The sequence below is a fragment of the Pseudoxanthomonas sp. USHLN014 genome, from assembly GCF_037153335.1.
In the GTDB taxonomy this organism is placed as follows: domain Bacteria; phylum Pseudomonadota; class Gammaproteobacteria; order Xanthomonadales; family Xanthomonadaceae; genus Pseudoxanthomonas_A; species Pseudoxanthomonas_A winnipegensis.
Window position 1 is genome coordinate 433,963 of sequence record NZ_JBBCKO010000001.1, and the last position, 22,167, is coordinate 456,129.

A 22,167-nucleotide genomic window follows, 5' to 3' on the forward strand; every position below is an offset into this window, starting at 1 on the left:
CGGCGGGCCGCCGGCACCGGCCCCGCTCGTTTTTCGCCTTCCAGGTCTGGTTTCCAATGCTGCCTCTCGTCGCCCTGGTGGGCCGCCCCAACGTGGGCAAGTCCACGCTGTTCAATGCGCTCACGCGCACCCGCGACGCGCTGGTGCACGACCAGCCCGGCGTGACCCGCGACCGCAACTACGGCGTGTGCCGGCTGCAGCCCGAGACCCCGTTCGTGCTGGTCGACACCGGCGGCATCGCCGGCGACGAGGAGGGCCTGGCCGGCGCCACCGCGCGCCAGTCGCGCGCCGCCGCGGCCGAGGCCGACCTGGTGCTGTTTATCGTCGATGCGCGCGAAGGCGCCTCGGCGCTGGATGACGAGATCCTGGCCTGGCTGCGCAAGACCGCGCGGCCGACCCTGCTGGTGCTCAACAAGATCGACGGTGTGGACGAGGAGGCCGCCCGCGCCGACTTCGCCCGCTACGGCTTCGCCGATGTGCTGACCCTGTCGGCCGCGCATCGCCAGGGCGTGGACGAACTGGTCGAGGAAGTGCTCGAACGCGTCCCGGCCGAGGGCGCCGGCGAACTGCTGGACGAAGACCCCCAGCGCATGCGCATCGCCTTCGTCGGCCGGCCCAACGTGGGCAAGTCCACGCTGGTCAACCGCCTGCTGGGCGAGGAGCGCATGATCGCCTCGGAGGTGCCGGGCACCACGCGCGACTCCATCGCGGTGGACCTGGAGCGCGAGGGCCGCCTGTACCGGCTGGTCGACACCGCCGGCCTGCGCCGCAAGGGCCGCGTGGACGAGGTGGTGGAGAAGTTCTCCATCGTCAAGACGCTGCAGGCCATCGAACAATGCCAGGTCGCGGTGCTGCTGCTGGACGCCAGCGAAGGCGTGACCGACCAGGACGCCAGCGTGCTGGGCGCGATCCTCGACGCCGGCCGCGCCCTGGTGGTGGCGGTCAACAAGTGGGACGGGCTGACCGACTACCAGCGCCAGCAGGCCGAACAGCTGCTCTCGCGCAAGCTGGGCTTCGTCGAATGGGCCGAGGCCGTGCGCATCTCGGCCAAGCACGGCTCGGGCCTGCGCGAGCTGTTCCGCGCCATCCACCGCGCGCATGCCTCGGCCACCAAGACCTTCAGCACCAGCGAGGTCAACACCGCGCTGGAGATCGCCTACGAATCCAACCCGCCGCCGAGCATCCGCGGCCATGTCTCCAAGCTGCGCTACGTGCATCCGGGCGGCGAGAACCCGCCGACGTTCATCGTCCACGGCACGCGCCTGAAGGTGCTGCCCGAATCCTACAAGCGCTACCTGGAGAATTTCTTCCGCAAGCGCTTCAAGCTGGTGGGGACGCCGGTGCGCTTCCTGTTCCGCGAGGGCGCCAACCCTTACGAGGGCAAGAAGAACGTGCTGACCGAGCGCCAGATCGCCAAGAAGAAGCGCCTGATCCGCCACGTCAAGCGCGGCAAGTAAGCCCATGACGTTCCCCACGCGCATCGACTACACGCAGGCGCTGGAGATCGTGGCGCGGATCGGTGCGCAGCATCGCGCGCCGCCGCAGCGGCTGGCGATCCAACGTGTCGATGGCCGTGTGCTGGCGCAGGCGATCGGCGCGGAGTTCCCGCTGCCGCCGTTCGACAACAGCCGCATGGACGGCTTCGCGGTGCGCAGCGCCGACCTCTCGCCTGAGTCGCCGACCACACTGACGCTGGCCGGCGAGCAGTTCGCGGGTCCCGAGGCCGGCCTGGTGCTGCAGCCCGGCCAGTGCGCGCGCATCACCACCGGCGCGCCGCTGCCGGGCGGCGCCGATGCGGTGGTCATGAAGGAGCGGGTCCAGGTCGATGGCGCGCGCGTCACGGTGCCGGCGGGCATCCAGGCGGGCCACGACATCCGCCGCGCCGGCGAGGACGTGCAGGCCGGCACGCAGGTGCTGGAGGCCGGCCAGGTGCTGACCCCGGCGCGCGTGTCGCTGGCCGCCGCGCTCGGCCATGCCGACCTGGCGGTCTTTCCGAAGCCGACCGTGGCCGTGTTCTCCACCGGCGACGAGCTGGTCGAGCCGGGCATGCCGCTGGCGCCGGGGCAGATCTACGACAGCAACCGCGACCTGCTCATGGGCCTGCTGCGCCAGCTCGGCCTGGAGCCGGTCGCCTGGCCGCGCCTGCCCGACGATCCGCAGCGGGTGGAGACCGCGCTGCGCGATGCGGCCAGCGCGTTCGACCTGGTGATCACCGCCGGCGGGGTCTCGGCCGGCGAGCGCGATCTGCTGCCCGGGTTGCTGCAGGCGCAGGGCCAGGTGCATTTCTGGAAGGTGCGGATCAAGCCCGGCATGCCGGTGCTGTTCGGCGCGCTGGAGCGGGCCTTGATGCTCGGTCTGCCGGGCAATCCGGTCTCGGTGCTGGCGACCTTCCTGGCGCTGGGGCGGCCGCTGATCGATGCGCTGCAGGGCAGGGCGGAGCCGCGCCCGCGGTTCACCGCCTGCCTGGCCAGCGGCTGGCGCAAGACGCACGATCGGCTGGAGTTCCTGCGCGGGCGGCTGCGCAGCGGCGAGACGGGCATGCTGCTGGTCGAACCCAATCCGGCCGAGGCCTCGCACCAGCTGCGCGGGGCGGCCGACAGCGATGCGCTGATCGTGCTGGAGGCCGGCGAGCGAGATTACGCGGCGGGGACGCCGGTGACGGTGCTGCCCTACTGACCGCTGGGGCGGCCCTATCTGTAGAGCGGAGCTTGCTCCGCTGGGGCTTTCCCATGAACCGGACGAAGAGCAGCGGAGCAAGCTCCGCTCTACAGGGAGGGCGCGATGTGATCGGAGGAGACGGCAGCGCCCACCGAGCATCGAGCAGACGTGCGATCTACGCGCTCGGGGCGCCGATGCCGGCATGACACGGCGTGGACGATAATCCTGGGGATGAAGATCGAACTGCTCACGCCTGCGCAGGCGCGCGCGCGCCAGGCCACCGGCGCGGTGCTGGTCGATGTGCGCGAGGTGCACGAACGCGCGCAGGGCCAGGCCGAAGGCGCGCTGGGCATCGAACGCGCCGTCCTGGAGGCTGCGCCGCAGACGCACCTGCCCGATCTGTCGCGCGAGGTCCTGCTGATCTGCCAGAGCGGGGCGCGCTCGCTCGCCGCCGCGCAGGCGTTGCTGGAGCGCGGCTATCTGCGCGTGGCCTCGGTCGAGGGCGGCACCACGCGCTGGATCGCCGACGGTCTGCCCCTGGTCATGCCGCTCGTTGACGCCGAGCAGGCGCGCTTCGCAGAGCGTTACTCGCGCCATCTGCTGTTGCCGGAAGTCGGCCCGGCCGGCCAGCAGCGTCTGCGCGATGCGCGCGTGCTGATCGTCGGCGCCGGCGGGCTGGGATCGCCGGCCGCCTACTATCTGGCGGCGGCCGGGGTGGGCCGGCTGCGCATCGCCGACGACGATGTGGTCGAGCGCAGCAACCTGCAGCGCCAGATCCTGCACGGCGAGGACCGCATCGGCCAGCCCAAGGTGAGCTCGGCGGCGCAGACGCTGCAGGCGCTCAATCCGGACATCGCCATCGACGCGGTGGCCGCACGCGTCACGGCCGACAACGTCGAGGCGCTGCTCGACGGCGTGGACGTGGTGATCGACGGCGCCGACAACTTCGCCACGCGCTATCTGCTCAACGACGCCTGCGTGCGCCAGGCCAGGCCGCTGGTGTACGGGGCGGTGCAGCGCTTCGAAGGGCAGGTGAGCGTGTTCGACGCCGGACGCCGGCGGGGCCAGGTGCCGTGCTACCGCTGCCTGTTCCCCGCGCCGCCGCCGCCCGCGCTGGCGCCCAACTGCGCGCAGGCCGGCGTGCTCGGCGTGCTGCCCGGCGTGATCGGCCTGCTGCAGGCGACCGAGGCGATCAAGCTGGTGCTGGGCCTGGGCGAATCGCTGGCCGGTCGGCTGCTGGGCTTCGACGCGCTGGGCATGCGTTTCCACGAGCTGGCCTTGCCGCCGGACCCCGACTGTCCGGTGTGCGGCGTCGCGGCATCCTGAGGCGGCCGGCGAAGAGGTGCGGCGTGCGCCCGCCTTGCGCTAACGTGCCAGCCATCCTCCTGCCTGAGACGCGCCGCACCCCATGCGTACCCTGATCCTGATCGTGGCCGGGCTGCTGATCGCGCTCGGCATCGTGCTGCGCATGCCGGCGCGCCTGCGCCGCCAGGGCGCGATCGGCTTCACCGTGCTGTGGCTGCTGGCGGTGCTGTGGAATCTGCGCACCGGCCTGGCGCACGGCTACACGCTGGAAGAAGAGGCGCCGATCCAGGCGCTGATCTTCCTCGTGCCGGTCGCGCTGGCCTGGGTGCTGGCGCTCAAGCTGCCGCGTCGCGGCGTCTCGCCATGAGCCACGGGCACGCGCCCGTGCGCGACGTCCCGGCCGCGACCACGCCGCATCCGCTGCTGCGCGTGCGCGATGGCAGCGAGGCCAAGGTCAGCTACGCCGAACTGTTCTTCGACCTGGTCTACGTGTTCGCCGTCACCCAGGTCTCGCACTTCCTGCTCGGGCATCTGACCGTGCTGGGGGCGGCCCAGGCGCTGCTGCTATGGTTCGCGGTCTGGCTGGGCTGGCAGTACACCTGCTGGATGACCAACTGGTTCGACCCGGAGACCCGGCCGATCCGGGTGATGCTGTTCGCGCTGATGGGCGTGGGGCTGCTGTTCGCCGCCGCGCTGCCGGAGGCCTTCGGCGAGCGCGCTCTGCTGTTCGCCGGCTGCTATGCGGTCATGCAGGTGGGGCGCGCGCTGTTCCTGCGCCTGCAGCTGGGCGACCATCCCCTGGGGCCGAACTTCAGCCGCATCCTGGCCTGGGCCGTCCTGTGCGCGGCGCTGTGGATCGGCGGCGGCCTGGCCGAGCCGGGCTGGAGGCTGCTGCTGTGGGGCCTGGCGGTGGCGTGCGAGTACATCTCGCCGATGTTCGGCTTCCCCGTGCCCGGCCTGGGCCGGTCGGACAGCGCGCGCGAGTGGACCATCGAGGGAGGCCACCTGGTCGAGCGCTGCGCGCTGTTCGTGATCGTGGCCCTGGGCGAATCGATCCTGATCACCGGCGCCACGCTGGCCCATGCGCCGGCCTGGGACGCGGCGGAGATGATCGCCTTCGCCACGGCCTTCGTCGGCAGCCTGGCCATGTGGTGGCTGTACTTCAACATCGCCGTGCGCGATGCGACCGAGGTCATCGTCCAGGCCGACGATCCGGGCCGCTACGGCGCTCTGTTCCACTACCTGCACGTGGCCATCGTCGGCAGCGTCATCGTCACCGCGGTCGGCAACGATCTGATGATCGCCCACCCGCATGGCCACATGACGCTGGCCTTCGTGCTGGTGATGCTGGCCGGGCCCGGACTGTTCCTGGCGGGCAACGGGCTGTACAAGCGCGCGGTCTATGGGCGCTTTCCGCTCTCGCATCTGATCGGGCTTGCGTTGCTGCTGCCGCTGGCGTGCCTGGCGCAGTCGCTGGGGCTGCTGTGGTTGAACGCGCTGACCACGGTGGTGCTGATCGTCACGGCGTCGCTGGAAACCGCCGCGCGTGGCGGCCCGCCTGACAAGCAGGTCAGCACACACTGATCCGCGACGGCGCACATTGCAGCGCTGACATGCGCCGTTAGACTCGGTGCATGAGCGTCGAATCCGAATCCAGCCAACTGGTCAACGTGGTCGCCCTGCTGGGCGCGGCGGTGGTCGCTGTCCCGCTGTTCCGCCGTCTGGGCCTGGGCTCGGTGCTGGGCTATCTGGCCGCCGGCCTGGTCATCGGCCCGTTCGGGCTGGGCTGGTTCAACGATCCGCAGTCCATCCTGCACGTGGCCGAGCTGGGCGTGGTGCTGTTCCTGTTCGTGATCGGGCTGGAGATGCGGCCCTCGCATCTGTGGGGCTTGCGCAGACAGATCTTCGGTCTCGGGTCGCTGCAGATCGCGCTGTGCACCGCGGCGCTGACCGGTGTGGGTGTGCTGTTCGGCCTGCATGGGGCGGTGGCCTTCGTCGGCGCGGCCGGCTTCGTGCTCACTTCCACCGCGATCGTCATGCAGCTGCTCGGCGAGCGCGGCGATATCGCGCTGCCGCATGGGCAGAAGATCGTCGCGGTGCTGCTGTTCGAGGATCTGCTGATCGTGCCGCTGCTGGCGCTGGTGGCATTCCTCTCGCCGTTGCCGGCCGAGAGCGGGGGGCATTCGCGCGGGATGTCCATCGGCATCAGCGTGGCCTGCCTGGCCGGGCTGATCGCCGCCGGGCTGTGGCTGCTCAATCCGCTGTTCCGGCTGCTGGCGCGGGCCAAGGCGCGCGAGGTGATGACCGCCGCCGCCCTGCTGGTGGTGCTGGGCGCGGCGCTGCTGATGCAGCTGGGCGGCCTGTCGATGGCGATGGGCGCGTTCCTGGCCGGCGTGCTGCTGTCCGAGTCCACGTTCCGCCATCAGATCGAGGCGGACATCGAGCCGTTCCGCGGCCTGCTGCTGGGCCTGTTCTTCCTCTCGGTCGGCATGTCGCTGGACCTGTCGGTGGTGGCCAACAATGCGCTGGTCGTCGCCGGGCTGGTGGTGGCGATGATGGTGACCAAGGCGCTGTGCATCTATGTGGTCGCGCGCCTGACCCACAGCAGCCATGGCGAGGCGCTCGACCGCGCGGTGCTGATGGCGCAGGGCGGCGAGTTCGCCTTCGTCCTCTATGCCGCCGCGCTGGCCGCCGGCCTGATCGACCCCACCATCAGCGCGACGATGACCGCGGTGGTGGTGCTGTCGATGGTGCTCACCCCGCTGGTGGTGCTCGTCGCGCGCCGCTTCATGCCGCAGGCGACCGCCTCGATGGAGGGCATCGAGGCGGTGCACGACCAGAGCGGCAGCGTGCTGATCATCGGCTTCGGCCGCTTCGGCCAGGTTATGAGCCAGTCGCTGCTGGCGCGCGACATCGATGTGACCATCATCGACAGCGACATCGACATGATCCGCAGCGCCGAGGAGTTCGGCTTCAAGGTGTTCTTCGGCGACGGCACGCGCCTGGACGTGCTGCGTGCCTCCGGTGCGTCCACCGCGCGCCTGATCGCCATCTGCACCGACAGGCCGGAGACCACCAGCCTGATCGTCGAACTGGCCCAGCAGGAATTCACCCAGGCCAGAGTGCTGGCGCGCTCCTTCGACCGCGAGCATTCGCTCAAGCTGGTCGCGGCCGGAGTGGATTTCCAGATCCGCGAAACCTTCGAATCGGCGGTGCGCTTCGGCCAGGCCGCGCTGGAGGCCATGGGCGTGGACGAGGACGTGGCGGCGCGCACGGCCAGCGAAGTGCGCCGGCTGGACGCCGAGCGCTTCGACCTGGAGGTCGCCGCCGGCGATGTCCGTGCCGGCATTCCGCTGCTGATCGGCAACACCGCGCCGGCCACGCCGACCCCGTTCACCGCGCCGCGCCGCGAGAGCCGGCGTCTGGATGCCGGCGGCGAAGCCGAAGACTCCAGCGCGTGATAACGACGCGGCATGTGCTCATGCCGAGTCGGCAGAAAGCGTTTCCACGCTTCTAACCCCTCCTTTACACCGGGCGCATCGGGCTGCGGTCAGATGGGCGTTCCGCTAGGAGACAGGAAGGATCGCCATGCACATCACCCTGATCGGGGCAGGCTTCTGTGGAAGCGCACTCGCGGCGGAGCTGCTGCGCCAGGGCGGGCCCCAGGCCCGCGTCACGCTGGTCGGTCAGCCGGAGACCTTCGGCCGCGGCGTGGCCTATGGTGCCGCGCGGCCCGAGCACCTGCTCAATGCGCGCGCTAAGGACCTGGGCCTGGTCGCCGACGCGCCGACCGGGTTCGCCGACGCACTGGCGCTGGGCGAGGGCGGGCGGCTGGGGTTCCTGCCTAGGCTGGCGTACGGCGACTATCTGCAGGACCAGCTGCACCAGGCCACGGCGCAGGCCCGGAACTTCGCCCGCATCGAGGAAGAAGTCATTGCGGTGGACCGCGTGCCCGGCGGCTTCCGCGTGCTGCTGGGCAATGGTGAGGACTTCCTCAGCGACCGCGTGGTGCTGTGCGTGGGCGCGCTTCCGCCGCAGCGCCTGGCCGGCGTCGGTCCGCGCCTGGCGGTGGACCGGCGCTACATCGGCTGGCCGTGGCAGGACGGGGCGATCGACGCCATCGCGCCGAACGCGCGACTGCTGATCGTCGGCACCGGACTGACCATGGCCGATGTGGTGGTGACGCTGCGCCAGCGCGACCATCGCGGGCCGATCACGGTGCTCTCGCGCCACGGCCTGATGCCGCTGCCCCATCTGGAGGCGCCCGGGGCGCCGCTCGAGCTGCCGCCGAGCGTGCAGCAGAGCCTGCGCGACCACGATCTGCGCGGGCTGGTGCGCACGCTGCGCCAGCTCTCCGCGGTGGTGGACGACTGGCGGCGCCTGATCGATGCGCTGCGCCCGCACCTGCAGCCGTTCTGGCGTGGACTGGAACAGGCCGATCGCGCCCGGTTTCTGCGCCACCTGCGCTCGCACTGGGAGGCGCTGCGCCATCGGGTGGCGCCCAAGGTCGCCGAGCAGCTGCAGGCCCTGCAGGATCGCGGCCAGCTGCGGGTGCTGGCCGGGCGTCTGCTGCGCGCGCGGCTGGGCGCGCACGAGGTCGAGGTGCTGGTCCGGCCGCGTGGCGCGACCAGCGCCTGGGTGGGTCACTTCGACGTACTGATCCGGGCGACGGGACTGGATACCGACATCGAGCGCACCAGCCATCCGCTGGTGGCCACCCTGCGCGACGCAGGCCTGCTGGGTGCGGACCCGCTTGGCCTGGGCGTGGACGTGGACGAGCGTCTGCAGGTGCGCGATCGTTCCGGCAGTGCGGTGCCGGGCCTGTACTGCCTGGGCCCGCTGCTGCGGGGCCAGCTGTGGGAGATCACCGCCGTGCCCGAACTGCGCGCCGCCGCCCGCACCCTGGCCACGCGGCTACTGGCGCAGCCGGTCGACTCGGACGCAGGACAGCCGGCGCTGCGCGCGGCGGTCTGAGCGAGGGCCAGCAAAGCTGCGCCAGTGCAAGCCGCGACGAAATATGCGTGTGACCGTCCAGGCGACGCCTTCGGGTTGCTGATGAGGGGGCTTCTCTCCTGATCAGATGCCGCCACGGGTGAGTGTCTCGACTTCGGAAAGGCAGCGGTCCGGCGGGCGGCGTCCGCTTTTCCCTCAATCAGGGCATCCTGCCCTGATTCGGGCGCTCGGCTCCTGCCTCGCTCGTCGCGGCCACCGCCCGCCGGACCGCTGCCTCGCGCGTCATGCTCTAACGCTTCGGGTCGAAAGAAGTTCTGCGCTATCCGTCGCAGGGCCTCGACCCGGCCGGGCGCGCGGAGAGCGGGCCAGGGATGGCCCGCGGCGGCGAGTCCGCCATGGATGGCGGACCGAGCCGAGGAGCCGCGCCCGGCCGGGTCGAGGCTGGGCACCGAAGTCTGTTCACTGGGCCCCGAACTGCTGCGAAGACCCGAAAAAAGGGGCCTCTCGGGCAGTCTTGCTAGAATGGCGGGCTATCCATTGCCACGCATCGCATCGCTCCCATGATCGAACTCAATCCCGTCCGCCAGCGCATCGCCGACCTGACCGAGCGGCTGGGCTCGCTCAGGGGGTATCTTTGACTACGACGCCAAGCGCGAGCGTCTGGAAGAAGTCGAGCGCGAGCTCGAAAACCCCGATATCTGGAACGACCCCGAGCGCGCCCAGAACCTGGGCCGCGAGCGTGCCCAGCTGGACCGCACGGTCAACGGCATCCGCGACCTGACCGAAGGCCTCAACGGCGCCAGCGAGCTGCTGGAACTGGCCGAGATGGAATCCGACGAGGACACCGCCAACGCCGTGGTCGCCGACGTCGAACGCTTCGCCCGCGACGTGGACAAGCTGGAATTCCAGCGCATGTTCTCCGGCGAGATGGACGCCACCAACGCCTTCGTCGACATCCAGGCCGGTGCCGGCGGCACCGAGGCCCAGGACTGGGCCGAGATCCTGCTGCGCATGTACCTGCGCTGGGCCGAGGGCCGCGGCTGGAAGGTCGAGCTGATGGAGGCATCGGCCGGCGAAGTGGCCGGCATCAAGTCGGCGACCTTCCGCGTGGAGGGCGACTATGCCTACGGCTGGCTCAAGACCGAGATCGGCGTGCACCGGCTGGTGCGCAAGTCGCCGTTCGACTCGGACAACCGGCGCCACACCAGCTTCACCAGCGTGTTCGTCTCGCCCGAGGTCGACGACAACATCGACATCGAGATCAACCCGGCCGATCTGAAGACCGACGTCTACCGCTCCTCCGGCGCCGGCGGCCAGCACGTCAACAAGACCGAGTCGGCCGTGCGCATCACCCACGTGCCGTCCGGCGTGGTGGTGGCCTGCCAGACCGAGCGCAGCCAGCACGCCAACCGCGACCGCGCCATGAAGATGCTCAAGGCCAAGCTCTACGAGATCGAGATCCAGAAGCGCAACGCCGAGAAGAACGCGCTGGAAGCCACCAAGTCCGACATCGGCTGGGGCAGCCAGATCCGCAACTACGTGCTCGACCAGAGCCGCATCAAGGACCTGCGCACCGGCGTGGAGCGCTCGGACACGCAGAAGGTGCTCGACGGCGACCTGGACGAATTCCTCGAGGCCAGCCTCAAGTCCGGCCTGGATGCGGGCGCCAAGCGCGTCGACGCCTGAAGGCAGGAGCGCCTGGAGGGGCGTGAGACGTGAGTCGAGGCGGGCCGTGCCTGCCGCCGCACTCGCCGTCTCCTTCTCTCGCTCGCTTCTTACTTCTCACTTCTCCCAACCTTAGTCCCCACCCCATGACCGACCAGCCCACCACCACGCCCCCCGACGAGAACAGCCTCATCGCCGAGCGCCGCGGCAAGCTCACCGCGCTGCGCGGGCAGGGCATCGCCTATCCCAACGACTTCAAGCGCGAGGTCTATGCCGGCGATCTGCAGGCCGAGTTCGCCGACGCGGAGACCTTCACCGCCGAGGTGCTCGAAGGCCTGGATCGCCAGGTCAAGCTGGCCGGCCGGCTGATGGCCAAGCGGGTGATGGGCAAGGCCAGCTTCGCCCAGGTGCAGGACGAGTCCGGGCGCATCCAGCTATTCCTGCAGGGCAATACGCTGGGCGAGGCCTACACCGCGTTCAAGGGCTGGGACGTGGGCGACATCATCGCCGTGGAAGGCACGCTGACCCGCACCAAGACCGGCGAGCTGTCGATCAAGGCCACCACGATCCGCCTGCTGACCAAGTCGCTGCGTCCGCTGCCGGACAAGTGGCACGGCCTGAGCGATGTCGAGCAGCGCTATCGCCAGCGCTATGTCGACCTGATCGTGACGCCCGAGTCGCGCGAGGTGTTCATCAAGCGCAGCAAGATCATCCGCGCCATCCGCGCCTGGCTCGACGCGCGCCGCTTCCTGGAAGTGGAAACGCCGATGATGCATTACATCCCCGGCGGCGCCACGGCCAAGCCGTTCACTACGCATCACAACGCGCTGGACCTGCAGCTGTACCTGCGCGTGGCGCCGGAGCTCTATCTCAAGCGTCTGGTCGTCGGCGGCCTGGAGCGCGTGTACGAGATCAACCGCAACTTCCGCAACGAAGGCGTCTCCACGCGCCACAACCCCGAATTCACCATGCTCGAGCTGTATGAGGCCTACGCCACGTACCACGAGGTGATGGACCTGACCGAAGGCGTGATCCGCGACACCGCCCAGACCGTGCTCGGCACCACGCAGGTGGAATGGGACGGCGCACAGATCGACCTGGGCCCGGCGTTCCGCCGCTGGCGCATGGACGAGGCCGTGCGCCACCACAACCCGGAGATCACCGCCGCCGACTGCACCGACCGCGACGCCCTGCGGCGCCACTGCGAGCGGCTCGGGATCAAGGTCAAGCCGTCCTGGGGCTGGGGCAAGCTGCTGCTGGAAATCTTCGAGGCCACCGTCGAGCACACCCTGGTGCAGCCGACCTTCATCACCGACCACCCGGTCGAGGTCTCACCGCTGGCTCGCGCCAGCGATACCGAGGCCGGCTACACCGATCGCTTCGAGCTGTTCATCAACGGCAAGGAGATCGCCAACGGCTTCTCCGAGCTCAACGATCCGGAAGACCAGGCCGCGCGCTTCCGCGCCCAGGTCGAGGCCAAGGACAGCGGCGACGACGAGGCCATGCACTTCGATGCCGACTACATCCGCGCCCTGGAGTACGGCATGGCGCCGACCGGCGGCCTGGGCATCGGCATCGACCGTCTGGTGATGCTGCTGACCGGCACCTCCTCGATCCGCGACGTGCTGCTGTTCCCCTACATGCGGCCCGAGACCCAGGGTTGAAAAGTGACGCAGCCGGGCAGGCCAACCTGCTCGGCTCTCAATTGGTTGCATAGGAAACTTTTTGCGCGCGGACCAAACGCCTCGAAACGGCTGCATTTGGCCCCTTTCCACCGGGTTGGACGTCTTTCCATCAGGGATTGACGGTTTTTTGCCGAAAGATCCGACTCGGGTTCGGTGGCATGCTTCATGCTTGACAGTAGGTCTCGATCCGTGGCGTGCGCCGCGATTCGAGGCGGGAATCCCGATGCGGCGGGGTTCCTTCACATTCTGGCAGCCTCGTAATCCCCCGAGAGGTGGTGTTTCATGCTTACCCCGAGCCGCGTGTTCACTGCGGTGTCCTCCCCGACGGACCAGCAACGCTGGCCCAATGGCGCAGGTAGCGAATTGAACATCGTCATCATCGACGACCAGGCGTCCGCGCGGACCATGCTGCGCCACGTGATCGAGGACATCGCCACCGAGCTGGCGGTGCACGACTTCGGCGACCCGCAGGTGGCGCTGGAGTGGTGCAGCCAGCACCGCACCGACCTGCTGCTGCTGGACTACCGCATGCCGGGCATGGACGGGCTGGAGTTCGCCCGCCGCTTCCGCCGCCTGCCCATGCACCGCGACATCCCGGTGATCCTGATCACTGTGGTCGGCGACGAGCCGATCCGCCAGGCCGCGCTGGAGGCCGGCGTCATCGATTTCCTGGTCAAGCCGGTGCGCCCGCGCGAGCTGCGCGCCCGCTGTCGCAACCTGCTGCAGCTGCGCCAGCAGTCGGAGAACGTCAAGCAGCGCGCGCTGTCGCTGGAGCAGCGCCTGCTGTCGAGCATGCACGAGGTCGAGGAGCGCGAGCGCGAGACGCTCTCGCGCCTGGCCCGCGCCATCGAGTACCGCGACAGCGGCACCAGCGCCTTCCTGGAACGCATGGCGCGCATCGCCGCGCTGGTGGCCGAGCAGCTAGGCATGGGCGAGGAGGACGTGCGCGCCATCGAGCTGGCCGCGCCCCTGCACGACATGGGCAAGATCGCCATCCCCGACGCGGTGCTGATGAAGCCCGGCCCGCTGGACGCCGAGGAGCTGGCGGTCATGCGCCGGCATCCGAAGATCGGCCATGAGCTGCTCAGCGGCAGCCAGAACCGGCTGATCCAGACCGGCGCGATCATCGCCCTGCGCCATCACGAGCGCTTCGACGGCAGCGGCTATCCCGACGGCCTGCGCGGTGAGCAGATCCCGATCGAGGCGCGCATCGTGGCGGTGGCCGACGTGTTCGACGCGCTGATCTCCGCACGCCCCTACAAGCCGGCATGGACGCGCGATGCGGCGCTGGCCTATCTCTACGCGCAGCGCGGGCGGTTGTTCGACCCGGCCTGCGTGGACGCGCTGTTCCGCGGCCGCGAGCGGCTGGACCAGATCTGCGACCGTTATTCGACGCTGCAAGCACGCCCCGGATTGGAGTAGTCCCATGGCCGCCCTGCTGCAACAGTTCAAAGAGCGCCTGCCGGCGCGTCGCGACAACGAACACGGCCAGGCCCTGGTCCGGATTGCGCTGATCAGCCTGATCCTGATGTACGTGCTGCTGCCGCCGGTGCGCGCGCAGCTGCCGGCCGCACAGTACGAAGGCGTGCTGGCCATCGTGCTCAGCGGCCTGACCCTGGGCTGCATCCTGCTGGGCTGGATGTGGCTGCGTCCGGAGCGCTCGGACACGCGCCGGATCATCGGCATGCTCGCCGACTACGGCCTGATGGCCGCCGGCATGATCCAGATGGGCGAGCCGCTGGGCTGGGTATATGTGGTGGTGATGTGGGTCACCGTCGGCAACGGCATGCGCTACGGCAACAACTATCTGTACCTGGCCGTGGCCATGGCGATGGTCAGCTTCACCACCACGGTCCTGATGACCGACTACTGGTTGTCCAATCTGAAGCTGGGCATCGGGCTGATCGGCGGCCTGGCCGCGGTGCCGCTGTACTTCTCCAACCTGCTGCGCAAGCTGACCCGTGCCAGCGCCGACGCGCGCCGCGCCAGCGAGGCCAAGAGCCGCTTCCTGGCCAATATGAGCCATGAGTTCCGCACGCCGCTCAACGGCCTGTCGGGCATGACCGAGGTGCTGGCCACCACGCGCCTGGACGCCGAGCAGCGCGAATGCCTGAACACCATCCAGGCCTCGGCCCGCAGCCTGCTGGCGCTGGTGGAAGAAGTGCTGGACATCTCGGCGATCGAGGCCGGCAAGCTGCGCCTGGACATCAGCGAGTTCGCCCCGCGCGAGCTGGTCAAGCATGTGGGCTTCATCATGCTGCCGCAGGCCAAGGCCAAGAAGCTGGACTACACCGTCCACTTCGCCGACGACGTGCCGGCCACGCTGATGGGCGATGCGCGCCACCTGCGTCAGGTGCTGATCAATCTGGTCGGCAACGCGGTCAAGTTCACCGACCGCGGCGGCGTGCGCATCCAGGTCGTCACCGTGCCCTCGATCGATGCGCGCGTGCGCCTGCGCTTCACGGTGATCGACACCGGCGTGGGCATCCCGCCGCGGCTGCAGGACCGGCTGTTCGAGGCCTTCGAGCAGGCCGATGTCAGCCTGAGCCGTCGCTACGGAGGCACCGGCCTGGGCGCGGCCATCGCCAAGGGCCTGACCGAGGCCATGGGCGGGGCCATCGGCTTCGAGAGTGAAGTCGGTCTGGGCAGCACCTTCTGGGTCGAAGTGCCGTTCGACGGCGTGGTGCCCAGCGAGACGCCGATGGTGCCGGCGCTGGCCGAGGACATCGACGAGGTCGAGGACTGGGCCGAGGCAGGCGCCGCGCAGGAGGTCCGCGCGGAGAATGTCATCGCCTTCTCCGACCCCTTCCTGCGTCATCGTGCGCGCGTGCGCAGCATGCAGATCCTGGTGGCCGACGACCACGAGGCCAACCGCATGGTGCTGCAGCGCCTGCTGCAGAAGGCCGGCCACCGCGTGGTCTGCGTCAACGGCGGCGAGGAGGTGCTCGATGCCCTGGCGGTGACCGACTACGACGCGGCCATCATCGATCTGCACATGCCCGGCATGAGCGGGCTGGACCTGCTCAAGGAACTGCGCGTGATGCAGGCCGGCGGCGGGCCGCGCACGCCGGTGCTGGTGCTCAGTGCCGATGTCACCCCGCAATCGATCAGCAGCTGCGAGCAGGCCGGCGCCTACGCCTTCCTGGCCAAGCCGGTGGTGGCAAGCAAGCTGCTGGATGCGCTCAACGACATCGCCAGCAACAGTGGCCTGCGGCAGACGGCTGCCAAGCCTGGCGTGGCGCGGGGCAATGAGGCGTCCGGCGCGAGCCAGGCCGAGGTGTTCGATCCGCACGTGCTGGACGAACTGCTGCAGCTGGGCATGGGCGAGGCCTTCGAACAGGAATTCGTCCAGCAATGCCTCAACGACGCCGAGGCCTGTTTCCACGGCATGCTGCGCGCCGGCGAGCAGCCGGACTGGGAACGCATGCGCGAATACGCACATGCGCTGAAAGGTGTCGCCGGCAACCTGGGCATGTCGCGTCTGGCCGAGGAGAGCGGTCAGTTCATGCGCATGGCCGACTGGCAGATGCTGGCCGAATGGCGCCAGCGCATGCATCAGCTCGATGGCCACTTCCGCATGGGGCGTGAGGCGCTGGCGGCGCGTGCACAGCAGCGCCGCAAGGCGCGCGATGGCGGCGAGCGTTGATCATCCCGCGCCCGAAACAACGGGCGCGCAGTGTCTTTCAGGTTTGATGGAATGACCAACCCGGCCGGCGGCCGGGTTGGAATCCATTCCCGCTGATCAGGCCACCACGTCCAGGCTGGCGCGGCGGGTCTGTGCCTTGACCAGGCGGTCCATGGTGCGCAGCGACTTGTCGCCCAGGGCCAGCGCGGTCTCGACCCACACCTTGGTGATCTCCAGCAGTTCGTCGTAGCTGACGGCCTGGGCCAGGTTGCGGGCCGAGTTCATCGCAAGATAGGAATGCGGAATGCGGCGCTGGGTGCGGATCAGATCCTCGGCGGCCGCCACGCCCTGGCCCTTGGGCACCAGAATGTCGACCACGCCCAGCTTGTACATCTCCTCGCTGCTGTAGACGCGGCCTTCCAGGATGATCTTCTCGGCCACCTGCGGCGCCACGCGACGGCATAGGAACGAGTAGGCGCCCATGCCCGGGAACAGGCCGAACAGCACTTCCGGCAGGCCCATGCCGCAGCCTTCCTCGGCCACGATGGTGTGGCAGGCCAGCGCCATCTCCAGGCCGCCGCCCAGCGCGTCGCCCTGGATCAGCGCGATGCTGCGCACGTCGCCGCCGAAGCCCACGTGCAGGTGGTGCACACCTTCCACGCAGCGCTGGGCATAGGCCAGCAGTTGGTCGCGGTTGCCTTCGCGGATCAGCTGGGTGAACAGGTTCAGATCGCCGCCCAGGTTGTAGGCGGCCGCGTCCGAGGCCAGCACGAAGTGGCGCAGCGCGCCGCTGGCGCGTTGCGAGGGGGGCAGGGTGATCTGGTTGATCACCGCCCACATCTCGTCGAGCATGTCCTTGCGGCAGCAGGGGCGCACGCCGGTGGCGGCGTCGGCATGCATGTACAGCCAGTGCGCGTTGCCCTCGTGGGTCGTTTCGGTGCGGATGGTGGAGTAGGTGCGCTGACGCGGCTGGAGCTTTTCGATCAGGTTCATGGCGGCGATCTCTTGAAGGGCGTGAGAGAGAAGGGGGTCGTCGCCGCGTCGGGGGCCGCGGCGACGCCGATCCTACACCTGAACCAAGTGTTAAATGCGTCAAAAAAAGCCTGTGACTCAATGACTTAGAGTAACCCGGGCGAAAGTCCGTTTTTAGTGTGATAGACATCACCAAAGCGCGCAGAGGCCCTCGCCGACGGCCTGCGGCGGGCGCACACTTCCCGAAATGTGTGGGGCGCCGACGCGAGGTCGGCGACCGCCTGCCGCCGCATTCAGCGCGCGGCTTTCTCCTGCTGGCGCAGTTCCTTGCGCAGGATCTTGCCCACGTTGCTCTTGGGCAGTTCGTCCCTGAATTCGATCCGGCGCGGCTGTTTGTAGCCGGTGAGGTTCTCGCGGCAGAACGCCTTGACGTCGGCCTCGCTCAGGGCCGGGTCCTTGCGCACGATGAAGACCTTGACCACCTCGCCGGAGTGCTCGTCCGGCACGCCGACCGCGGCCACTTCCAGCACCCCGGGCATGCCGGCGATTACGTCCTCGATCTCGTTGGGATACACGTTGAAGCCGGACACCAGGATCATGTCCTTCTTGCGGTCGACGATGTAGAAGAAGCCGCGCGCGTCCATCCGCGCCATGTCGCCGGTGTGCAGCCAGCCCTCCTCATCGATGACCTTGGCGGTCTCGTCGGGACGGTTCCAGTAGCCCTTCATGACCTGCGGGCCCTTGATGCACAGCTCGCCGACCGTGTCGTCGCCGCCGGGCAGGGTCTTGCCGTCGTCGTCCTTGAGGCAGCAGTCGGTCGAGGGCACCGGCAGGCCGATGGCGCCGTTGTAGTCGGCCAGGTCCATCGGGTTGATGCACGCCGCCGGCGAGGTCTCGGTCAGGCCGTAGGCCTCGATCAGGGTCACGCCGGTGACCTGTTTCCAGCGCTCGGCCACGCTGCGCTGCACCGCCATGCCGCCGCCCAGGGTCAGGCGCAGATGGCTGAAGTCGATCTGGTCGAAGCCCGGCGTGTTCAGCAGGCCGTTGAACAAGGTGTTGACGCCGGTCATCGCGGTGAACGGCGCCTTGGAGAGCTCCTTGACGAAGCCCTTCATGTCGCGCGGGTTGGTGATCAGGTGGTTGAGGCCGCCGCACTTCATGAAGACCAGGCAGTTCGCCGTCAGGGCGAAGATGTGGTACAGCGGCAGCGCGGTGATGATGTACTCCTCGCCCGGTCGCGTCTTGATGCCGACCCAGGTCGAGGCCTGCTGCATGTTGGCCACCAGGTTACGGTGGGTCAGCATCGCGCCCTTGGCCACGCCGGTGGTGCCGCCGGTGTACTGCAGGAAGGCGATGTCGTCGGGCTGGATGTCCAGCTGGGGCAGCGGCTTGCTGCCCTGGCGCAGCACGTCCTTGAAGCGCACGGCGCCGGCGATCTCGTAATCGGGCACCATCTTCTTGAGGTACTTCAGGACGAAGTTGACCAGCGGGCCCTTGGGGAAGCCCAGCATGTCGCCCAGTGCGGTGGTGATGACGTGGCGCACGCCGCTGCCTTCCAGCGCCTTCTGCGCGGTGACGCCGAAGTTGTCGACCACGATCAGGGTCGACACGCCGGCGTCGTGCAGCTGGTGGTGCAGCTCGCGGTCGGTATAGAGCGGGTTGACGTTCACCACCGTCAGCCCGGCGCGCAGGATGCCGAAGATCGAGATCGGGTACTGCAGGCAGTTGGGCATCATCACCGCGACGCGGTCGCCGCGCTTGAGCTTGAGCTCATGCAGCAGGTAGCTGGCCATCTGCTGGCTGAGGCGGTCGATGTCGGCGTAGGTCAGCACCTTGCCGAAGTTGGAGAACGCCGGCTTGTCGCGGTAGGTGGCGATGGCCGTGTCCAGCACATCGACGATCGAGCGGTACTCATCGACGTCGATCTCGTGCGGAACTCCTGCGGGATAGCTGGCAAACCAGGGCCGTTCCTGCGTCATCGTGTCAAGCCCCTCCCAGGGTGCTAGGGTCGAGGCGCGGCCGGCCGATCCGGCGTTTCCCCCGAAAAATCGCGATGAGCATACCGGCAGTCGCCGCAAACCGGAATCTTTCCATACCTTTCCGAATGGTCAGGGCGGAGGGATCAGGCGCGGAGGGCTGAAGGGACCCTCGATGGCGCGCGGTTTCGACCGGTCTTGCGCAGAAGAAGGTCCAGGGCTTGCGCAGCATTGGCGCGCCGGCCGCGGTCGTTTCAAGGGCGACCGGCCACATCCGGATTCCCGCGCACGCGCAAATCCGGTGCCGTTGACTGTCTGTGCGGAAGTCCATGGCTTCCCGCGTTCGCGGGAACGACGATGGAGTGCTTGCCGATGTCTGATGGGCCACCGGCGCCATGCATGTCATGAACGGGCGGCCGCGGCGCAGAGGGTTGCGCGGATTCGAACGCTCCCGCGCGGCTGCGCGGGAGCGGGTGCATCGATGCCGAGGTCAGGCCGCCTGCTTGGCGGCGAGCTGGCGCAGGACGTAGTGCAGCAGGCCGCCGTGACGGAAGTACTCGACTTCCTTCGGCGTCAGCAGCAGCACGCGCACCTCGAACTTGACCTCGCTGCCGTCGGCCTTCTTCGCCACGACCTGCGCGGTCTTGGACGTGCCGTCGTCCAGGCCAGTGATGTCGATCACCTCCGAGCCGTCCAGTCCCAGGGTCTGCGCGTTCTCGCCGTTCTTGAACTGCAGCGGCAGCACGCCCATGCCGACCAGATTGGAGCGGTGGATGCGCTCGAAGCTCTCGGCGATCACGGCCTTGATGCCGAGCAGGTTGGTGCCCTTGGCCGCCCAGTCGCGCGAGGAACCGGTGCCGTATTCCTTGCCGGCCAGGACCACCAGCGGTACGCCATCGGCCTTGTACTTCATCGCCGCGTCATAGATCGCCAGCTTTTCCGGCGTGCCGCCGGCCTTGGGGTAGTACAGCGCGTTGCCGCCTTCCTCGCCGCCGAACACCAGGTTCTTGATGCGGATATTGGCGAAGGTGCCGCGCACCATCACATCGTCGTTGCCGCGGCGGCTGCCGTAGCTGTTGAAGTCGGCCGGCTGCACGCCGCGCTCCTGCAGGAAGCGGCCCGCCGGCGAGTCCTTCTTGATGTTGCCGGCCGGCGAGATGTGGTCGGTGGTGATCGAGTCGCCGAAGATGCCCATCACGCGGGCGCCGTGCACATCGTCGATGGTGCCCGACTGCGCCGACATGCCGTCGAAGTAGGGCGGGTTCTTGATGTAGGTCGACTTGGCGTCCCACTGGTACAGGCCGCCGTCGGGCGAGGCGATGTTGTTCCAGCGGCTGTCGCCCTTGAATACGTCGGCGTAGTTCTTCTTGAACATCTCCGGACCGATGGTCTTGGCGATGAAGTCGCCGATCTCCTTGTTGGTCGGCCAGATGTCCTTGAGGTACACGTCCTGGCCGTCGCTGCCCTTGCCCAGCGGCTGGGTGGTCAGGTCGATGTCGGTCGTGCCGGCGATCGCGTAGGCCACCACCAGCGGCGGGGAGGCCAGGTAGTTCATCTTCACTTCCGGATGCACGCGGCCTTCGAAGTTGCGGTTGCCCGACAGCACCGAGGTCACCACCAGGTCGCCCTTGGCGATGGCGGCCGAGACGTCTTCGGGCAGCGGGCCGGAGTTGCCGATGCAGGTGGTGCAGCCGTAGCCGACCAGGTAGAAGCCGAGCTTCTCCAGGTCGTCCATGACGCCGGCCTTCTTCAGGTAGTCGGTGACCACCAGCGAGCCCGGGCCCAGCGAGGTCTTGACCCACGGCGCGGACTTGAGGCCCTTGGCCACCGCGTTGCGGGCGAGCAGGCCGGCGCCGAGCATCACCGCCGGATTGGAGGTGTTGGTGCAGGAGGTGATCGCGGCGATCACCACCGCGCCGTCCTTCAGCTCCCAGCCCGCGCCGCTGCTGGCGGTCGGTTCGCTGACCGACTCGTGCGCGCCGACGGCGGTGCCGCCGCCGCCCTCGTTGGCCAGCCGATCGACTTGGCGCGCGTCGCTGGCGCGCTTCTTCTCGCGCGCCTCGGCGAACGGCGCCAGGCTGTCGCGGTAGTTCTTCTGCATGTCGCTGAGCAGGACGCGGTCCTGCGGGCGCTTGGGGCCGGCCAGCGAGGGCTTCACCTCGCCCATGTCCAGGTGCAGGGTGGCGCTGTACTGGGCATGCGGGCTGCTGGCGTCGTGCCACAGGCCCTGGGCCTTGGCGTAGGCCTCGACCAGGGCGATATGGTCCTCGCTGCGGCCGGACAGGCGCAGGTAGTTCAGCGATTCGGCATCGACCGGGAAGATGCCGCAGGTCGCGCCGTACTCGGGCGCCATGTTGCCGATGGTGGCGCGGTCGGCCAGCGGCAGGTGCTGCAGGCCTTCGCCGTAGAACTCGACGAACTTGCCCACCACGCCCAGCTTGCGCAGCATCTGGGTGACGGTCAGCACCAGGTCGGTCGCGGTGGCGCCCTCGGGCAGCTTGCCGGTCAGCTCGAAGCCCACTACCTGCGGGATCAGCATCGAGGACGGCTGGCCCAGCATCGCGGCCTCGGCCTCGATGCCACCCACGCCCCAGCCCAGCACGCCGATACCGTTGATCATCGTGGTGTGCGAGTCGGTGCCGAACACCGTATCCGGATAGGCGTAGCTGACCCCGTCCTTGTCGGCGGTCATGACCACGCGCGCCAGGTGCTCCAGGTTGACCTGGTGGACGATGCCGGTATTGGGCGGCACCACCTTGAAGTCGTTGAAGGCTTTCTGGCCCCAGCGCAGGAAGCTGTAGCGCTCGGCATTGCGCTGGAATTCGATCTTGCCGTTGAGGTCCAGCGCATCGGGCTTGCCGAACACGTCCACCTGCACCGAATGGTCGATCACCAGTTCGGAAGGGATCTGTGGGTTGATCTGCTCGGCCTTGCCGCCCAGCTTGACCACCGCATCGCGCATGGCGGCCAGGTCGACCACGCAGGGCACGCCGGTGAAGTCCTGCAGCACCACGCGCGCGGGCATGAAGGCGATCTCGGTGTCCGGCTCGGCCTTGGCGTCCCACTTGGCCACCGCCTCGATGTGCTCGGGCGTGACGCTGACCCCGTCCTCGCCGCGCAGCAGGTTCTCCAGCAGGATCTTCATGGAGTAGGGCAGGCGGGCGATGTCGAAGCGCTCGCCGAGCTTGGGAAGGCTGAAGTAGGTATAGGAGGTTCCCGCCACGTCCAGCGTGCTGCGGGTCTTGAAGGTATCGCTCATGCTCGGGCTCCTGTTCGAGGTGACTTGCGCCATGACCTGGTGGCCCGGCGCTGGCTGTTCGATGACGGC

14 protein-coding genes are annotated in these 22,167 nt (G+C 68.7%); 11 read left to right on the top strand and 3 right to left on the bottom strand.

The window, feature by feature from the left end; translation table 11 throughout:
- The first annotated feature begins 56 nt into the window (after positions 1–56).
- The 11 genes from der to WFQ05_RS02035 all read left to right on the top strand — a co-directional run bounded on the left by der (position 57) and on the right by WFQ05_RS02035 (position 15,912).
- Positions 57–1,457 carry a ribosome biogenesis GTPase Der gene (gene der, locus WFQ05_RS01985; RefSeq protein WP_130518646.1) on the top strand — a complete coding sequence of 467 codons (1,401 nt, stop codon included), beginning with the start codon at positions 57–59 and terminating at the stop codon, positions 1,455–1,457.
- 4 nt (positions 1,458–1,461) lie between these two features.
- A complete protein-coding gene (glp, locus tag WFQ05_RS01990; protein ID WP_337052406.1) occupies positions 1,462–2,676 on the top strand; it encodes a gephyrin-like molybdotransferase Glp in 1,215 nt (404 codons plus the stop codon).
- A gap of 213 nt (positions 2,677–2,889) precedes the next feature.
- Complete coding sequence (moeB, locus tag WFQ05_RS01995; RefSeq protein WP_337052407.1) at positions 2,890–3,984, top strand: molybdopterin-synthase adenylyltransferase MoeB; 1,095 nt, start codon at positions 2,890–2,892, stop codon at positions 3,982–3,984.
- Between the two features lie 82 nt (positions 3,985–4,066).
- On the top strand, positions 4,067–4,330 hold the full coding sequence (locus WFQ05_RS02000; protein ID WP_337052408.1) for a hypothetical protein: 264 nt from the start codon (positions 4,067–4,069) through the stop codon (positions 4,328–4,330).
- The gene (locus tag WFQ05_RS02005; RefSeq protein WP_307184011.1) at positions 4,327–5,547 is read left to right on the top strand and encodes a low temperature requirement protein A; all 1,221 of its coding nucleotides are present in this window, start codon (positions 4,327–4,329) and stop codon (positions 5,545–5,547) included. Before WFQ05_RS02000 ends, WFQ05_RS02005 begins: the two co-directional genes overlap by 4 nt.
- Before the next feature lie 50 nt (positions 5,548–5,597).
- The gene (locus WFQ05_RS02010; RefSeq protein WP_130518636.1) at positions 5,598–7,424 is read left to right on the top strand and encodes a monovalent cation:proton antiporter-2 (CPA2) family protein; all 1,827 of its coding nucleotides are present in this window, start codon (positions 5,598–5,600) and stop codon (positions 7,422–7,424) included.
- A gap of 127 nt (positions 7,425–7,551) precedes the next feature.
- A complete protein-coding gene (locus WFQ05_RS02015) occupies positions 7,552–8,937 on the top strand; it encodes an FAD/NAD(P)-binding protein (protein ID WP_337052409.1) in 1,386 nt (461 codons plus the stop codon).
- Positions 8,938–9,476: 539 nt separating this feature from the next.
- Positions 9,477–10,602 (top strand): peptide chain release factor 2 gene (gene prfB / locus WFQ05_RS02020; protein WP_130518632.1). Its coding sequence is split into 2 segments (ribosomal slippage): positions 9,477–9,551 and positions 9,553–10,602, totalling 1,125 coding nucleotides; the frame shifts between segments, so codons are not numbered across the junction.
- A gap of 125 nt (positions 10,603–10,727) precedes the next feature.
- On the top strand, positions 10,728–12,245 hold the full coding sequence (lysS, locus tag WFQ05_RS02025; protein ID WP_337052410.1) for a lysine--tRNA ligase: 1,518 nt from the start codon (positions 10,728–10,730) through the stop codon (positions 12,243–12,245).
- 303 nt (positions 12,246–12,548) lie between these two features.
- Complete coding sequence (locus WFQ05_RS02030) at positions 12,549–13,688, top strand: two-component system response regulator (protein WP_130518628.1); 1,140 nt, start codon at positions 12,549–12,551, stop codon at positions 13,686–13,688.
- Positions 13,689–13,692: 4 nt separating this feature from the next.
- A complete protein-coding gene (locus tag WFQ05_RS02035) occupies positions 13,693–15,912 on the top strand; it encodes an ATP-binding protein (RefSeq protein WP_337052411.1) in 2,220 nt (739 codons plus the stop codon).
- Positions 15,913–16,008: 96 nt separating this feature from the next.
- Here WFQ05_RS02035 and WFQ05_RS02040 read toward each other — a convergent pair whose 3' ends face one another.
- The 3 genes from WFQ05_RS02040 to acnA all read right to left on the bottom strand — a co-directional run bounded on the left by WFQ05_RS02040 (position 16,009) and on the right by acnA (position 22,098).
- Positions 16,009–16,884, bottom strand: a complete 876-nt coding sequence (locus tag WFQ05_RS02040; RefSeq protein WP_337052412.1) for a crotonase/enoyl-CoA hydratase family protein — start codon at positions 16,882–16,884, stop codon at positions 16,009–16,011.
- 272 nt (positions 16,885–17,156) lie between these two features.
- Complete coding sequence (locus WFQ05_RS02045; protein WP_337052414.1) at positions 17,157–18,842, bottom strand: AMP-binding protein; 1,686 nt, start codon at positions 18,840–18,842, stop codon at positions 17,157–17,159.
- A gap of 487 nt (positions 18,843–19,329) precedes the next feature.
- Positions 19,330–22,098: an aconitate hydratase AcnA gene (gene acnA / locus WFQ05_RS02050; protein WP_337052415.1), complete on the bottom strand. Its 2,769-nt coding sequence runs from the start codon at positions 22,096–22,098 to the stop codon at positions 19,330–19,332.
- Positions 22,099–22,167 lie beyond the last annotated feature (69 nt).

Excerpts from the sequence above, each read along its gene's own strand:
- WFQ05_RS02015 (WP_337052409.1), top strand. The coding sequence starts at position 7,552 with ATGCACATCACCCTGATCGGGGCAGGCTTCTGTGGAAGCGCACTCGCG.
- WFQ05_RS02040 (WP_337052412.1), bottom strand. The coding sequence starts at position 16,884 with ATGAACCTGATCGAAAAGCTCCAGCCGCGTCAGCGCACCTACTCCACC.
- moeB (WP_337052407.1), top strand. The coding sequence starts at position 2,890 with ATGAAGATCGAACTGCTCACGCCTGCGCAGGCGCGCGCGCGCCAGGCC.
- WFQ05_RS02000 (WP_337052408.1), top strand. The coding sequence starts at position 4,067 with ATGCGTACCCTGATCCTGATCGTGGCCGGGCTGCTGATCGCGCTCGGC.
- WFQ05_RS02005 (WP_307184011.1), top strand. The coding sequence starts at position 4,327 with ATGAGCCACGGGCACGCGCCCGTGCGCGACGTCCCGGCCGCGACCACG.
- glp (WP_337052406.1), top strand. The coding sequence starts at position 1,462 with ATGACGTTCCCCACGCGCATCGACTACACGCAGGCGCTGGAGATCGTG.
- der (WP_130518646.1), top strand. The coding sequence starts at position 57 with ATGCTGCCTCTCGTCGCCCTGGTGGGCCGCCCCAACGTGGGCAAGTCC.
- lysS (WP_337052410.1), top strand. The coding sequence starts at position 10,728 with ATGACCGACCAGCCCACCACCACGCCCCCCGACGAGAACAGCCTCATC.
- WFQ05_RS02030 (WP_130518628.1), top strand. The coding sequence starts at position 12,549 with ATGCTTACCCCGAGCCGCGTGTTCACTGCGGTGTCCTCCCCGACGGAC.
- WFQ05_RS02045 (WP_337052414.1), bottom strand. The coding sequence starts at position 18,842 with ATGACGCAGGAACGGCCCTGGTTTGCCAGCTATCCCGCAGGAGTTCCG.
- WFQ05_RS02010 (WP_130518636.1), top strand. The coding sequence starts at position 5,598 with ATGAGCGTCGAATCCGAATCCAGCCAACTGGTCAACGTGGTCGCCCTG.
- WFQ05_RS02035 (WP_337052411.1), top strand. The coding sequence starts at position 13,693 with ATGGCCGCCCTGCTGCAACAGTTCAAAGAGCGCCTGCCGGCGCGTCGC.
- acnA (WP_337052415.1), bottom strand. The coding sequence starts at position 22,098 with ATGAGCGATACCTTCAAGACCCGCAGCACGCTGGACGTGGCGGGAACC.